At 58.7% G+C, this 14802-nt stretch carries 17 protein-coding genes; 7 read left to right on the forward strand and 10 right to left on the reverse strand.

What is annotated here, in order from left to right; translation table 11 throughout:
• Window positions 1-89: 89 nt before the first annotated feature.
• Window positions 90-944: an ABC transporter permease gene (locus HFP51_RS06285; protein WP_176874877.1), complete on the reverse strand. Its 855-nt coding sequence runs from the start codon at window positions 942-944 to the stop codon at window positions 90-92.
• A 71-nt stretch (window positions 945-1015) separates the two neighbouring features.
• Between HFP51_RS06285 and HFP51_RS06290 the strand changes: the two genes are divergently transcribed.
• The 3 genes from HFP51_RS06290 to parE are packed head-to-tail and all read left to right on the forward strand — an operon-like array spanning window position 1016 to window position 4751.
• Window positions 1016-1672 (forward strand): GcrA family cell cycle regulator, encoded by a 657-nt coding sequence (locus tag HFP51_RS06290; protein WP_176874878.1) that lies wholly within the window; start codon window positions 1016-1018, stop codon window positions 1670-1672.
• A 44-nt stretch (window positions 1673-1716) separates the two neighbouring features.
• Window positions 1717-2736 carry a phytanoyl-CoA dioxygenase family protein gene (locus HFP51_RS06295; RefSeq protein WP_176874879.1) on the forward strand — a complete coding sequence of 340 codons (1020 nt, stop codon included), beginning with the start codon at window positions 1717-1719 and terminating at the stop codon, window positions 2734-2736.
• Between the two features lie 32 nt (window positions 2737-2768).
• A complete protein-coding gene (gene parE, locus HFP51_RS06300) occupies window positions 2769-4751 on the forward strand; it encodes a DNA topoisomerase IV subunit B (protein WP_176874880.1) in 1983 nt (660 codons plus the stop codon).
• On the opposite strand, the gene HFP51_RS06305 is transcribed toward parE, so the two are convergent.
• Genes HFP51_RS06305 through HFP51_RS06320 form a run of 4 tightly spaced genes read right to left on the reverse strand, consistent with a single transcriptional unit; the run spans window position 4748 to window position 7633 of the window.
• Window positions 4748-5326 carry a GNAT family N-acetyltransferase gene (locus HFP51_RS06305; RefSeq protein ID WP_255454916.1) on the reverse strand — a complete coding sequence of 193 codons (579 nt, stop codon included), beginning with the start codon at window positions 5324-5326 and terminating at the stop codon, window positions 4748-4750. The genes parE and HFP51_RS06305 overlap by 4 nt on opposite strands.
• The gene (locus HFP51_RS06310; RefSeq protein WP_176874881.1) at window positions 5278-6033 is read right to left on the reverse strand and encodes a LysR family transcriptional regulator; all 756 of its coding nucleotides are present in this window, start codon (window positions 6031-6033) and stop codon (window positions 5278-5280) included. The genes HFP51_RS06305 and HFP51_RS06310 overlap by 49 nt, the downstream gene beginning before the upstream one ends.
• Window positions 6030-6428 carry a Co2+/Mg2+ efflux protein ApaG gene (apaG, locus tag HFP51_RS06315; RefSeq protein WP_176874882.1) on the reverse strand — a complete coding sequence of 133 codons (399 nt, stop codon included), beginning with the start codon at window positions 6426-6428 and terminating at the stop codon, window positions 6030-6032. The genes HFP51_RS06310 and apaG overlap by 4 nt, the downstream gene beginning before the upstream one ends.
• Complete coding sequence (locus HFP51_RS06320) at window positions 6425-7633, reverse strand: PLP-dependent aspartate aminotransferase family protein (RefSeq protein WP_176874883.1); 1209 nt, start codon at window positions 7631-7633, stop codon at window positions 6425-6427. Before HFP51_RS06320 ends, apaG begins: the two co-directional genes overlap by 4 nt.
• Before the next feature lie 107 nt (window positions 7634-7740).
• Here HFP51_RS06320 and HFP51_RS06325 point away from each other — a divergent pair, with 107 nt between their 5' ends.
• Window positions 7741-8109, forward strand: coding sequence for a hypothetical protein (locus HFP51_RS06325; RefSeq protein ID WP_176874884.1), 369 nt, complete (start codon window positions 7741-7743; stop codon window positions 8107-8109).
• Here the strand turns inward: HFP51_RS06325 and leuB are convergent.
• Genes leuB through HFP51_RS06345 form a run of 4 tightly spaced genes read right to left on the reverse strand, consistent with a single transcriptional unit; the run spans window position 8106 to window position 12336 of the window.
• Complete coding sequence (gene leuB, locus HFP51_RS06330) at window positions 8106-9149, reverse strand: 3-isopropylmalate dehydrogenase (protein ID WP_176876576.1); 1044 nt, start codon at window positions 9147-9149, stop codon at window positions 8106-8108. The two genes, HFP51_RS06325 and leuB, sit on opposite strands and share 4 nt — an antisense overlap.
• Before the next feature lie 17 nt (window positions 9150-9166).
• On the reverse strand, window positions 9167-9898 hold the full coding sequence (recO, locus tag HFP51_RS06335; RefSeq protein ID WP_176874885.1) for a DNA repair protein RecO: 732 nt from the start codon (window positions 9896-9898) through the stop codon (window positions 9167-9169).
• Window positions 9899-9943: 45 nt separating this feature from the next.
• Window positions 9944-11443, reverse strand: a complete 1500-nt coding sequence (locus HFP51_RS06340) for a replicative DNA helicase (protein ID WP_176874886.1) — start codon at window positions 11441-11443, stop codon at window positions 9944-9946.
• Between the two features lie 59 nt (window positions 11444-11502).
• Window positions 11503-12336 carry an SDR family oxidoreductase gene (locus HFP51_RS06345; RefSeq protein WP_176874887.1) on the reverse strand — a complete coding sequence of 278 codons (834 nt, stop codon included), beginning with the start codon at window positions 12334-12336 and terminating at the stop codon, window positions 11503-11505.
• 96 nt (window positions 12337-12432) lie between these two features.
• Here HFP51_RS06345 and HFP51_RS06350 point away from each other — a divergent pair, with 96 nt between their 5' ends.
• The 3 genes from HFP51_RS06350 to dcd are packed head-to-tail and all read left to right on the forward strand — an operon-like array spanning window position 12433 to window position 14192.
• Window positions 12433-12915, forward strand: coding sequence for a UPF0262 family protein (locus HFP51_RS06350; protein WP_176874888.1), 483 nt, complete (start codon window positions 12433-12435; stop codon window positions 12913-12915).
• A 25-nt stretch (window positions 12916-12940) separates the two neighbouring features.
• Window positions 12941-13627 (forward strand): GH25 family lysozyme, encoded by a 687-nt coding sequence (locus HFP51_RS06355; RefSeq protein ID WP_176874889.1) that lies wholly within the window; start codon window positions 12941-12943, stop codon window positions 13625-13627.
• Between the two features lie 10 nt (window positions 13628-13637).
• A complete protein-coding gene (gene dcd, locus HFP51_RS06360; RefSeq protein WP_176874890.1) occupies window positions 13638-14192 on the forward strand; it encodes a dCTP deaminase in 555 nt (184 codons plus the stop codon).
• A gap of 49 nt (window positions 14193-14241) precedes the next feature.
• On the opposite strand, the gene HFP51_RS06365 is transcribed toward dcd, so the two are convergent.
• Complete coding sequence (locus HFP51_RS06365) at window positions 14242-14610, reverse strand: tetratricopeptide repeat protein (RefSeq protein ID WP_176874891.1); 369 nt, start codon at window positions 14608-14610, stop codon at window positions 14242-14244.
• Between the last annotated feature and the right edge of the window lie 192 nt (window positions 14611-14802).

Here is a 14802-nt window from a genome sequence, read left to right on the forward strand (position 1 = left end):
CACAAAGCAAAAGGCGGCCCTCATGGCCGCCAGAGATGCTCGCGTTATACCGATCCTAGGTTCAGGGCGTCAATCGACCAAGCGGGCGATCAGCTCTTCACTTTCCAGCCTCTGACCAGCAACGTGTAGCACAGCGCGCACAGCGTGATGTTTAGAAGGGTCAGCACCGCTACACCGGTGAGCAGGTTCGAATCCGTTGCCCCGATAAATCCATAGCGGAAGCCGGAAATCACATAGAAGAAGGGATTGAAGGCACTGATGGTCTGGAAGATCGGATCAAGCCGTTCAATCGTATAGAAAGTGCCTGACAACAGGGCCAGAGGCTGAACAACAAAGTTTGTTACCGCGGCGGCATGATCAAATTTCTCCGCCCACATGGATGTCAGCACGCCAAACAGCGCCAGCATTATCGATCCCATGAGTCCGAAAAAGGCGATCGCCCAGAAATGTTCCGGCGATACATCGATCCCCCAGAGCCACATGGCGGCCCATACGGCGACCCCAACGCATAAGGCGCGGGTCACGGCTCCGCCAACCAGCGCGACGAGCATTTCGAGTGTCGAGAGCGGCGGCATCAGATAATCGACGATCGTCCCCTGGATCTTGCCCACCAGCAGAGAGAAGCTGGAATTGGCAAAGCCATTCTGCATCATCCCCATGACGATCAGGCCGGGTGCGAGGAACGCATTGAACGGCACGCCCAGAATTTCGCGATCGCCACGCCCCAGGGCGACGGTAAAGATCACCAGAAACAGCAATGTCGTAAGCGCCGGCGCCCAGACGGTTTGTAACTGCACCTTGAAGAAACGGCGAACCTCCTTAATGTAGAGAGTTCGCAATCCAACCCAGTTAACAAACGGGATAGCGGGTACGCCTGGTTCAGGCAGTGTTCGGGTTTCCTGCGCGTGAAGATTGGGGTCGCGCGATTGGGACTGGTTTGACATCGCCAAGGCGAGTATCTGCTTCGGCGCATTCCGGCAACCCAGTTGGGCTTTGACTCGAAGAAGGAAACATAATGGCCTGGACCGACGAACGCATCGATGAACTCAAAACGATGTGGGAAAAAGGTATGACGGCGAGCCAGATCGCTGAGGCGCTTGGCGGGGTCAGCCGCAATGCCGTGATCGGCAAGGCCCATCGCCTTGGCTTGAAATCGCGACCGTCGCCGGTGAAAGCCAAGGACGGAAAAGCGAAAAAGAAAAAACCGGCAGCAAAAGCGAAGGCCGCGCCCAAGGCAAAAGCGGCGCCCAAGCGCAAGGCCGCGCCTGCTGCGGCTCCTGCCCCAGCCGCAAAACCAGCAGCAGCAGCAGCGCCAAAGGCCGGAAACGCGCCGGCAGCGCCGCAATATCGATCAATCGGACCGGGCGGCTTTACGCGCCAGTCACCGGCTGACCAGCAGCCCTTGCCGCCAGCTCCGCCGCGTCGTCTCGTCCCGCAGAAGCTGGATCCGAAATATGAAGACGAAACCGGCCTGCTCGATCTCACCGAGAAGATCTGCAAATGGCCGATGGGTCATCCCGGCGAATCGGATTTTCATTTCTGCGGTGCCGAAGTGAATCCGGGCTTTCCCTATTGCGTCGAGCATTGCGGCCGCGCCTATCAGGCTCAGCTGCCCCGCAAGGACCGTCGTCCGCCACCGCCGCTGCCCTTTGGTGGTCCGCGGGTTCGCTAACACGGCCTTCGACAAGCCGGAGGAAATGGGAGTAAGGGGTCAGCATGAACCCGGCTCGCTATCTCCTCGCCCCATGGTGGGTGGCTCAACTGGCCACCGGCGCGAAGAATTTCAGCAAGAATCCGATTATCGGATCCCGGCGCCTTAACCGGCGTGGGCTGCATGCGTCCCGCGTCCAGCGCGCGCACCGGATGGCCGCGAAAAGGCGAGAGAAACTCGCTCACCTGATCGATCCGCCTGACCGAGCGACCTTTGATCGAGATGGCTTTATCGCCAAGGAAAATTTCCTGCCGACAGACCAGTTTCAGCGATTGCGCGATGCCGTCCTGAACTGGCACGGTCCGGCGCGCGACATGACCCAGGGTGATACGATCACCCGTCGATTTGCGTTCGATCCGCCACTATTGGCAGCGATCCCCGAGGGGAGAATGTTGCTCCAGAACCCGGACTGGCGCGGCCTGATCCGCTATGCCGGGAGCTTTGATCAAGAACCGCTTACCTATGTCCAGTCGATCCTGTCCCATGTCCGCGACGCAGATCCCGATCCGCAAACCCATTTTCACGCGGACACATTTCATCCGACGGTCAAAGCCTGGCTGTTCCTTACCGATGTGGCCGAAGATGAAGGGCCGTTTTGTTATGTTCCCGGCTCCCACCGCCTGACACCGGAACGTCTCGCCTGGGAAAAGGCGATGAGCATCAAGGCACCTGACGGCGTTGACCGGTTATCCTCACGCGGCTCATTTCGCGTAACGCGCGAGGAGTTGCCATCGCTAGGCTTGCCGGAACCCCGTGCCTTTGCCGTTCCCGCCAATACGCTCGTCGTCGGCGACACCTTTGGTTTTCATGCGCGCGGACCATCGGTTCGACCATCAACCCGGGTTGAGATTTGGGCCTATGGACGGCGCAATCCCTATCTCCCCTGGACCGGGCTCGACCCGCTCAGCCTGCCCGGCATTGCCGAGCGTCGGATCCCATATCTCTGGGGTTTTCGCGACCGCTGGAAACGCTTTGTCGGCCAACCCTGGCGCGATGTTGGGGATAAGTCACCGACCGAGCGCTAGCGCAGCGACTCCGCGATTCTTATATCGTCAGCATGACCGATCTCTTTGCAGGCCAGTCGGGCGGCGACTCAACAGATGATTATGATGCATCCTCTATCGAGGTGTTGGAGGGGCTCGAACCCGTTCGACGGCGGCCGGGCATGTATATCGGCGGCACGGACGAGCGCGCACTGCATCATCTGGCTGCAGAAGTGCTCGACAATGCGATGGACGAAGCGGTGGCCGGTCATGCCAACCGCATCGAGATTACGCTGGAACCCGGTAATCGGCTGACGATCAGCGATAATGGCCGGGGTATCCCGATCGATCCACATCCCAAATTCAAGAAGAAATCGGCACTCGAAGTCATCATGACCACGCTCCATTCGGGCGGGAAGTTTACCGACAAGGCCTATGCGACGTCAGGCGGTTTGCACGGGGTCGGTGTGAGCGTCGTCAATGCCCTGTCGAGCGAGACCGTGGTCGAAGTCGCCAAGAACAAAGAGGTTCATCGCCAAACTTATTCGCGCGGTGATGTGGCCTCCAAGCTTGAAAAGGTCGGCGATACGCCGAACCGGCGCGGAACGACCGTATCCTTTGTTCCCGATGACGAGATTTTCGGGAAAAAGGCGCAGTTCAAACCGCATCGGCTCCACCAGTTGGCGCGGTCAAAGGCCTATCTGTTCGCCGGCGTCGAGATCCGCTGGAAATGCGATGAGAGCCTGATCAAGGACGATACACCCGTCGAAGCGGTGTTCCAGTTCCCGGGCGGTCTCGCGGATCATCTCGGCGAGGAAATCGGTGAACGCGCCTGCGCGACCAGCGACTTTTTCGCCGGCAAGCAGGATTTTCCCGATGGCCAGGGTTCGGTAGAATGGGCCGTCGCATGGCCGCTCTATTCTGACGGCGCTTACAGCTATTATTGCAATACGATTCCGACCCGCGATGGCGGCACCCATGAAGCGGGCCTGCGCGCGGCGCTGGTTAAAGGCATTCGCGGGTTTGGCGAACTTGTCGGCAATAAGAAAGCGGCCGGAATTACGGCTGAAGACATCATGTCGGGCTCCGAGCTCATGCTCTCGGTTTTCCTGCGCGATCCGCAATTCCAGAGCCAGACCAAGGATCGCCTGACCAGTCCGGAAGCGGCGAAACTCATCGAAAACGCGGTCCGCGATCATTTCGACCATTATTGCACCGACAATATGGAACGCGGCAAAGCGCTCTTGACCTACACGATGGAGCGGATGGAAGAGCGGCTCCGGCGCAAGGCCGAGAAGGAGGTCAAGCGCAAGACGGCGACAAGCGCGCGTAAACTGCGGCTTCCCGGCAAGCTGACTGACTGTTCCGAAGCCGGCCCGGAAGGCACTGAGCTGTTCATCGTCGAAGGCGATAGCGCGGGCGGGTCCGCCAAACAGGCGCGCGACCGCAAGACCCAGGCGATCCTGCCGATCCGCGGCAAAATCCTGAACGTCGCCTCGGCCACGTCAGCGAAGATCATGGCCAATCAGGAGATAGCGGACATCATGCTCGCGCTTGGCTGCGGCACGCGCGAACAATGCGATCCCGAACAGCTGCGCTATGAGCGCATCATCATCATGACCGATGCCGATGTCGACGGCGCGCATATCGCGACCTTGCTGATGACCTTCTTCTTCCAGGAAATGGGTCCCATCGTGAAGGCTGGCAATGTGTTCCTTGCGCGTCCGCCGCTCTACCGGCTCACGGCAGGTGGTACCAGCCATTATGCGCAGGATGATGCCGAACGCGCCGAGATTGAGGCGACCGTCTTCAAGGGCAAAAAGGTCGAGGTCGCACGCTTCAAGGGTCTCGGCGAAATGAATCCCAAACAGCTGCGCGAAACGACAATGGACACCGAAACGCGCTCACTTCTCAAGGTGATTGTACCGCAGGAGTTTCAGCAGGAAGCCGGGATCCGCGATCTCGTCGACCGACTGATGGGCAAGCATCCCGAACATCGCTTTGCCTTCATTCAGGCCAATGCCTCGGCCCTGGACGATGAAGCCATCGACGCTTAGCGCGCGTCCCATTCCCGCTTGAGCAATCCCCAAATTATGCTGTCACGCACGCCCAGATGGGTTGTCCATTCTTCACGCAGATAGCCTTCGCGCTGAAAGCCCAAATTCTCGAGCAATGCATTCGATCCGAGATTGTCCGGATCGGTATCCGCGGAGATTCGACGTAGCCCTAATGCTTTGAAACCATGGTCGATTACCGCGGTAACTGATTCGCGCACATAGCCTTTTCGCCACTGGCTGCGGCGAAGATTATAGCCGATTTCCGCAACGCCCTCACGTCCCGGAATGAGGCACACCCAACCAAGTGCCTCCTCACCATCCTCGGTAATCGCCCAGGTCAGATATTTGGGATCGGTAGCGTTCGTCCGAACATAGGCCCGCGTTTCATCCAGCGTCTTGTGCGGGCCGCTCGACCAGTATCGCATCGCATCTTCGTCGGAAAAGAAATGATGCATCGCCTCGGCGTCGCTTTCGGCGAGCGGCCGCAAGACCAACCGTTCGGAGTTCAGCGTCGCCAGGCCGACCATCAGGTCGTTAGCGCAGCGACCAGATCGCGAACCTTTTTCTGCCGCCATTGGGGCAGAGGTGCCATCAGCCAATATGTCCGCTGGGCTTCTTCGCTCTCGCCAATCTCTGCTCCGGCGGCGTCAGCGAGCATTCGCGGCACGCGCGTCCGTCCGATACCCGACATGGCCGCTTCAAGCGCCAGGCCTGCATCCGCCACGATCAGGCGAATCTCGTCCGCCTTGCCGCCTTCCCAGCAGATAATTTCGCCCTCACCCACCCAAACGGCCTCGGGTTCGGCGAGCTTCACACCCATATGGTCACCAGGGCCGTCGGCAAGCCGGATCGCGAGATCGAGATTGGCTTCGGTAAAATCGAGATCATCGTCACTGGCGATCAGTTGGAAACGGAGGTCCGGATCCGTTTTCCCATATTCGGCTAGCCTCGGCAGAAGCCAATAGCGACTAAAATCGCGCGGTGCGGCAATGGTGAGACGACTCGAAGATTGCCCCTGGCGCATTGCCCGAACACTCTCTTCGAATTGCAGGAAGCCTTCGCGCAGCGCATCAAGACCGCGCTCCCCTTCCGGCGTCAGTTCCAATCCCTTTGGTGTGCGACGAAACAAGACGACACCAAGCGTATCTTCGAGCGCCCGAATCTGCTGGCCTACGGCCGCTGGTGTCACGGCGAGCTCATCAGCCGCCCGGGTAAAAGACAGGTGGCGCGCAGCCGCGTCAAAGACCCGCAGGCCATTCAATGGCAAGAGCGTGCGTTTCATCCGGTTACGGCAGGCCCGGCGAGCGGGAAGCGCGGGATTTCTGCTTCAAATTCAGTGCCGTCGGTGCGGATCATGCGATAACTACCTTCCATCACACCATTGGGTGTCGCGAGCGGGCAACCGGACACATAGTCGAAGGATTCCCCCGGCCCGATCATCGGCTGTTCACCGACAACACCCTCGCCTTCCACTTCCTGCTGTCGCCCATTGCCGTCTGTTATGAACCAATGGCGGGTCACAAGCTGCACCGGTGCGTCACCGCAATTCTCGATGCGGATATGATAGGCCCAGAACCAGCGTTCCTTTTCGAGCTCCGATTGCTCAGGAAGGAAGCTAACCGATACCCGCACGATCACGTCTTCGGTCCGAGCGGCATGGGGAAACAGTGCGTTCATAGCCCTGCTGCCTTCAGCGCACTATCGAGATCTTCGATCAGATCCTGCGGATCCTCGAGGCCGATATTGATCCTCAGCATTGATTCATCGATTCCCATTTCTTCGCGTACCGCTTCATCGAGGCCGCTATGCGTGGTTGACGCAGGATGCGTCATCAGGCTGCGCGAGTCTCCGATATTGTTCGATATGTCGACCAGTTCAAGCGCATCGAGCAAGGCATGCGCCTGGGTTCGTCCACCGTCCACGAAAAAGGAGAAGATCGGCCCGCATGCATCCATCTGGCTCATTGCCAGATTATGCTGCGGATGGCTCGCAAGTCCCGGATGGAGAATGCGCGGAACGCGGCTCTCGATGAACTGGCCCACGGCAATCGCATTCTCGCTCTGCCGCCGGATGCGCAGATCGAGCGTCTCCAGCCCTTTGAGCACCACCCATGCATTGAATGCCGACAATGTTGGCCCGGTATTACGGGTAAAGGGTAGCAGCGTTTCCAGAACGAATTCTTCCGTTCCGCAAATCGCGCCAGCCAACACGCGCCCCTGCCCGTCCATCATCTTGGTCGCGCTATAGGCAACGATATCGGCGCCAAATTCCATAGGGCGCTGCAGCGCAGGCGTGGCAAAGGCATTGTCGACGATCGATACAATGCCATTTTCGCGCGCAAGATCGCAAACGGCTTTTAAATCAACCACATCCATCGTTGGATTGGCTGGTGTTTCGAAGAAAAATGCCTTGGTGTTGGGCTGGATTGCGGCCTTCCAGAGCGCCGGATCGCGGGCGTCGACAGTGGTCGTCTCGATTCCGAATTTTGGCAGCAGGGTATCGGTCAGCCAGCGACATGATCCGAACAATGCGCGGCCTGCGACGACATGGTCACCCGCCTCCAACTGACACAAAAGGGCCGCCGTCATCGCAGCCATTCCGCTGGCGGTGCAGCGCGCAGCTTCCGCCCCTTCCATAAGCGCAATGCGCTGTTCGAGCATTTCCACGGTCGGGTTTTGCAGGCGCGAATAGGTCATGCCCGATTGTTCGCCGGTAAACCGATCAGCTGCATCGGCTGCACAGTCATAGGCATAGCCAGACGTCAGGAAGATCGCCTCAGACGTTTCTCCCCATTCCGAGCGTGCCGTGCCGCCACGAACGGCCTGCGTCGCCGGCCGCCATTTGGCGGTTACCTTTCGATCTTGTCCGCTATTGCGTTTCATGTGTCCCGCCATGCCAAGCCATGGTGCATCGCGTCAATGCGGTTCACTGCCTTTGCAGAAGACGGGCAACGCGAATATATTGACCCCGGGATAGGAGAAATTTCGTTATGACAGTTCTCGGCATTCGTTTCTGCACCGTGAAACCGGAGGGCGAAGCCCGCGGCATTGCGGACTTCATGGGCCCTAAGGGATGGAATTTCGGCGAGCGCGACATGGGCGCAGACCATTCGGATAGCTTCCAGGGCGCGGTGTTTCCCGCTGGTGAGGCGAGCTGGACCGAAATTTGGGCGGCGAGCGAGCATATGCCCGAAACGACGATGCTGCATGTGATTGTCGACGATGCCGATCGCTATGCCGAACAGGCCAAGGCCAATGGCCTCTCGGTCAACGGCCCGATGGAGATGCACGGCGAACGCATGTATTTCAGCGAGGCGCCCGGCGGCCTCCAGGTCGCGGTGATTTCGAAGCTCGACTAAAGCGCCGCGATTACAGCGTCAGCGGCCTCTACCGTGGTAGCGGAACCGCCGAGATCTGCTGTCCGCAACCCGCCAGCCAATGCCCTGCCGACGGCGGCTTCGATCCGATCAGCCGCCTCGGCTTGATCGAGCGAATAGCGCAACATCATGCCGGCCGAGAGTATGGTCGCAAGCGGATTGGCCTTGCCCTGCCCTGCAATATCGGGCGCTGAACCGTGAATCGGCTCGTACAGGCCTTTGCCATCCTTATCGAGCGAAGCAGACGGCAGCATACCGATTGATCCGGCACACATGCTCGCGAGATCAGACAGGATGTCGCCAAACAGATTGCCGGTGACGATTGTGTCAAACTGACCGGGATCGCGGACCAGTTGCATCGCGGCATTATCGACATAGAGATGGCTGAGCTCAACATTCGCATAGTCCGCGGCCACCTCGGTCACGACATCACGCCATAGCTGCGATGTCTCGAGCACATTGGCCTTATCGACCGAACAGAGCTTGCCGTCCCTGGCGCGCGCGGTTTCAAAGCCGGTTCGCGCAATGCGCGCAATCTCAGCTTCGTCATAGGACATCAGATCATAGCCTTCGCGCAGGCCAGCCTCGGTTGTCCGCATGCCCTTGTCGCCGAAATAGACGTCGCCAGTCAGCTCGCGCACGATCATCACATCGATATCGCGGGCGATCTCAGGACGAAGCGCTGAGGCATCGGCAAGCTCGGGAAACAGGTTGGCTGGCCGCAAATTTGCAAATAGCCCCAGCGCCTTGCGGATACCCAATATCGCCTGCTCCGGCCGCAGGTGCCGTTCGAGATCATCGCAATCCGGATCGCCAACCGCTCCAAAGAGGATCGCATCGGCCCGCCGCGCAAGGTCCAGGGTCTCGTCCGGCAGCGGATGTCCGCTCGCCCTATATGCCGCGCCACCAATTGGTGCCTCCTCAACGGTCAGGCCCTCCAGGCCCAACGCATCGAGCACGCGCAACGCCTGGCGGGTAACCTCCGGGCCGATTCCATCACCGGGCAATGAAGCGACGAGCATCTCTTTGTCCTTTTCGTTCAAGCCGCGCGTCGTAGACGCTCAACCAGTCTTTCGCGTGCCGCCATTACATCATTGCGCCGCTCGTCCAACAGGTCTCTTGCAAGAAAATGGCCGGTCAGGCGCAATCCGTCGAATATCTGATCCCAATCGTCGGCTTCGCCACCTGCCGATAGAAAGCCCGGCAGGCTTAAGAGTTTCTCGCGATGCGCTTCGCCCGCTTCCTTGCTGACCGCTGCTCCACTTTTCGGACTGACCCACAGCAATTCTTCACTACTGCCCGTGACCACGCACTGGCTCAGATCAAGGCCAAAGCCGAGTTCGGACAGGAGCAACAGCTCATACCGCACCAACGCCGAAGCCCAGCGCCGTGCGGCTGGAGCGGCCTCGATCGCCGCAAGCACGCCATCAAGCGCAGCGTAAATCCGCGGATATCCCTGGCCCTCCGGCAGGATAGCCGCTGTCAGCGCGCACGCCCATTCAATCGCAGCAGCCGGCAAGGGTTCGCCAAACAGGCCGCTCCGGCTCGCCACCAGCTCGATTGTAAGCCCGGGAAGTTGATCCTCTGTGCGCGCGCGAAACTCCGCTTCAACAATATTGCCGGGTAGCAATACCGGGCGAATGCGCCGCGACCGTCCGCCGCGCACATAGCCAGCCATAAGGCCGCTTTCCGGCGTCATAAGCCGGGCGATCGTGCCATGTTCGCCATGCGGGCGAAGGGCGCAAACTAGGGCGCGAGTGCGAAGATGCATGCGATTTGGTCTAGTCGAAGCGATGAAGCGGCAAAAGCCGGTGGGTCAATAACCCTGAGGGCGATCCTCAAAGGCCATGTCGTGGAACCGGGTGAACTCGCGATCGAAGCGCAGCGTCACCGTGCCAGTCGCGCCGTGACGCTGCTTGGCGATGATGACCTGCGAGAGGCCGGATATCTCTGCATTTTTGATTTCCCAGGCGGAACGCTTCTCACGATCTTCGGGCGAACTTGCTTCGCTGATCATCGGCGGTTCGGCAAAGCCGTGATAATAATCTTCGCGATAGATGAAGAGGACGATATCGGCGTCCTGCTCGATCGAACCGGATTCACGCAGATCAGACAGTTGCGGTTTCTTGTCCTCGCGCTGTTCGACCGCACGGCTGAGCTGGGACAGCGCCAGCACCGGAACTTCCAGTTCCTTGGCGAGCGTTTTCAGGCCACGGCTGATCTCCGAAATCTCGTTGACGCGATTATCATTGGGCTTGCCGGAGCCCTGGAGCAGCTGGAGATAATCGACAACGATCATCGAGATACCCCGCTGGCGCTTGAGACGCCGAGCGCGAGTGCGCAGTGCAGCGATCGTCAGGCCGGGCGTATCATCGATATAGAATGGCAGGCTTTCGAGCTCAGCAGCCGCGCGCGCCAGATTGCGGAACTCTTCCTGGCTGATCTGCCCCTTGCGCAGCTTTTCGGAACTGATCCGGGAGCGCTCGGACAGAATACGAGTGGCGAGCTGATCGGCCGACATTTCCAGGCTGAAGAACGCAACCGGCGCACCGATTGATTGTTCGATACCGTCATCCTGGTCGCGCTGATATCTAAGCGCTGTTTCGAACGCGATATTGGTCGCGAGCGCGGTCTTGCCCATGCCGGGACGGGCAGCGAGAATAATGAGGTCGGATTTGTGCAGTCCGCCAAAATGATGGTTGAGGCTCGCAAATCCGGTCGTATAGCCTGATACATTGCCGCCTGAATTGAGCGCCCGCTGCGCCATTGTTACGGCTTCGGCTGCAGCCGAGGAGAATGTCTTGGTCGATCCGCTCTCACCGCCGGCTTCAGCGACTTTGTAGAGCTCGACCTCAGCCTCTTCGATCTGCGATTTGGGATCGACGGCATCGCTCGTATCGACGGCCTTTTCGACCATGTCGCGCCCGACGCCGATCAGGGCCCGCAGCAGGGCGAGCTCATATATCTGTGTCGCGAAATCACGCGCACCGATCAGCGCAACACCGCTCTCGGTGATCTTCACCAGATAGCCGACGCCGCCCAGTTCCTTGAGCCCCTCATCGGTTTCGAACATCGGTTTCAAGGTCACCGGGTTCGCGACCATATTCTTGTCGACGACCATCTTGATGATCGCCTCATAGATACGGCCATGAGTCGGGTCGAAGAAATGGTCTTCGCGCAGGATCCGCTGGACATCGTCGACCAGCCGATTGTCGATCAGCAGCGCGCCGAGCAGCGCAGCCTCCGCCTCCACATTGTGCGGCATCGCCATGATGCCATTTTCATTGTCGCTTACGAGGGAGACGGGTTCAGCCATAGGTTCCTTGTCGCGCGGATCGGCCTTGGTCTCAAGCCATCAAATCTGTGGAAATTCTGTTAGCTGTTTTCGTCCGGCTTCCGGGCGCTGCGAAATTTGGCGACAAGCGTCGGCACATCATATTCGTCATCACCTTCATATCGCGGCGCATATTTCTCAAAGGCCTGTGCCAATCGATCGCGGCGTTCATCGATATGGACGATATTATAGGCATGCGAGACGATGAAATTTTCTCGTGCTTTGATTTGCTCCAGCACGATTCCAGCGAAGCGATCGGTATCCATGGCAAAGGGCGCGGCCTCTTTGCCGGTCATTTCGGACAAGACGAAGCCGGGGAAGATCGTACCGACCGTGATTTCGTCCGGCATCTCTTCGCGAAAGGCTTCGGTGAAGCCCATCACCGCATGTTTGGAGGCGACATAGGCGGCGGAGTTTCGAACCGCTGTGAAGAAAGCATTTTCCGAGGCGAGATTGTAGATCGCCGCCTCACCGCCCTGCTCGACCATGCGTTTTCCGAATGACCGACAGCCATGCCAGACACCAAAGAAATTGACGTCGAAGACCGCGTGCATCTGGTCGAGAGATACCTCGGTAACCGGTGCGCGGGGAATCGATATGCCCGCATTGTTTATCAACACATCGACCCGGCTATGCGCTTCCCATGCAAAATCGGCAAAGGCTTCAACACTGTCCGGGTCGGTCACGTCCATGACCATGGATCGCGCATCGACGCCCAACTCTGTTAGTGCGGCGACCGCTTCGTCGAGGCGATTCTCACGAGGCTCACCGATAATGATGTTTGCACCTTCCGCACCAAACGCCTTGGCGAGCGCGAAACCGATCCCGGTTGCTCCGCCGGTGATCGCAACTGTCTTGTCAGAATAATCGCTCATGTCTCGTCCTTTCGGTCGCAGGCGGAATCATCGTCCCATTCGACAAAGTGCATGGGTCTATTCCCAATTCCGGTCAACGCCACTAAGCCTCACCCGATGGCCGACCCACGGATCATAGACGTCCAGCTCGACGAACATACGATCATCTGGCGCAATGCCGATATCGAGCAAGAGCGACGCATTGCGATCTTCGATCTGCTCGAGGGCAATCATTTCGAACCCGCGCGCGAATATCCAGGTGATTATGCCGGACCGTACAAGCTTACCCTGCGCGTTGAAGAAGGCCGGCTGGCGCTCGATATCGCCGCGGAAAGCGATGACCTTCTTGAAACGATTATCATCGGACTCACCCGATTCCGCAGGCCGATCCGCGAATATTTCGCGATCTGCGACAGCTATTTCCAGGCAATCCGCCAAGCCACGCCCCAGCAGATCGAAACCATCGACATGGCCCGGCGCGGAATCCACAATGACGCCGCTGAGCTCCTCAAGGAGCGATTGGAAGGCAAGATCAGCGTCGACTTTGATACAGCGCGCCGCCTGTTCACATTGATTTGCGTCCTGCACATCAAGGGCTAAGAAGCGGATCGGACCGGGGGGCACGATGAGAGCAGTAAAACTGGGCGCTATCTGGCTGCTGCTCGCAGCTATTGTGGCGATCATATTGTGGCAGGTCGCAATCCGCTGGCATCCGGTAACGAGCCAATATCCGAGCCAAGGACCGACGATCGGCGCAGAGCAAGGCGATGTGCACTGGCCAACGCTGCGTGCCGCCGGCGCTGAATTCGCCTATCTTCATGCGACCGATGGCGACACGGATCGTGATCCGACTTTCGCTGCGCACTGGGCTGCGTCCCATGAAGCCGGTGTCCGACGCGGCGCGATACATGTCTGGGAGATGTGCCGCCTGGCGTCAGACCAAGCCGCCAATTTCATCGCCACGGTTCCCGATCACCCCGACGCGTTGCCGCCCGCGATCATCTTCGATTTTGAGGGCAATTGCGCAGATCGACCGGACCTGGCGGTCTTCATTTCCGAGCTGGCGTCATTTCTCTCCATGGTAGAGGCGCATAGCGAACAGCCAGCGCTACTCTACGTGACGCGTGAATTTGACGCGGAATATGAGCTGACCAGCCGGGTTGAGCGCAGTTTCTGGCTTCCCCGCCGTCTGTTCAAACCCAATTTCGGGGCGGTTCCCTGGATCATGTGGGAGGCGAGCGACATCAGGCAGGTCGAGGGTGTGGAAAACCCGGTACGTTGGAATGTGGTGCGCCCGGATCAGTCAGGCTAAGGCTGAACGCATGAGCATAATGGCGGACAAATGGATTCGCGAGCGCGCGCTCGAGGATGGAATGATTGACCCGTTTGAGGACGGACAACGGCGCGATGGCACGATCAGCTATGGCCTTTCGTCCTATGGCTATGACGCGCGCGCCGCAGATGAGTTCAAGATCTTCACCAATGTCGACAATGCGATAGTTGATCCAAAGAACTTTTCGGACAACAGCTTTGTCGATCGGCAAACCGATTGCTGCATCATTCCGCCAAACAGTTTCGCGCTCGCCCGGACGGTCGAATATTTTCGGGTGCCGAAAGATATCCTGGTCATCTGTCTTGGGAAATCTACCTATGCGCGGTGCGGTATCATTGTGAATGTGACGCCGCTGGAACCTGGCTGGGAAGGTCATGTGACGCTCGAATTCTCGAACACGACCCCGCTACCCGCAAAAGTCTATGCCAATGAAGGTGCCTGCCAGTTCCTGTTCCTCCAGGGCAATGAGCCGTGCGAGACGAGCTATGCCGACAGGGCCGGCAAATATATGGGCCAGAAAGGTGTAACGCTGCCCAAGCTATAGCTTAGACAGCGCCACATTCTATTCCCAGAATTCGGATAATCTGTCGGGTCTAGCGAGCCCCGAGTGTAACGCGACCGCGCAGGCCTGCGCTTGCGGCATCATGAGACCAGATCGCAGCGCCATCGAGATTGCCAAGCTGGACATTCTCCGCCTCAAGCACTTGCTCGAGCATAGATGATGCGCGGGCGACGCGATCCGTTTCCATCATCACAGTCGCGAGATTGAGCATAGCTGGCACATCGCCCTCATTCTCGGCCAGTCTCCGCATCAGCCGATTTTCGGCTGCCGCATAGTCTCCGCGCTCAATTGCAGAGGCCGCATAGGGATCGAAACCTGTCGGATGCGCCTCAGGATAGGGCGCGGCTTGCGCCGCCATCGGAAGAGCGCAGATCGCTGCGATCGCAAGAAATTTCGTCATCCCACCTCTCCAAGTTACGTTTGAATGACATCTATACGACAGTTTTGTGACTCTTTTGCAAAACCTGAATGACAACCTTCTGTTCGATTGCCCATCGAAACCGGAACTATCCCCAGCCAAATCGCTCGGGACGCCGTGGAAAATTGCGATTTTCTGAGGACTGCATATAGTCGGCCAGAGTTATATCCGGAG

The organism is Parasphingopyxis sp. CP4 (assembly GCF_013378055.1).
Taxonomy (GTDB): Bacteria; Pseudomonadota; Alphaproteobacteria; order Sphingomonadales; family Sphingomonadaceae; genus Parasphingopyxis.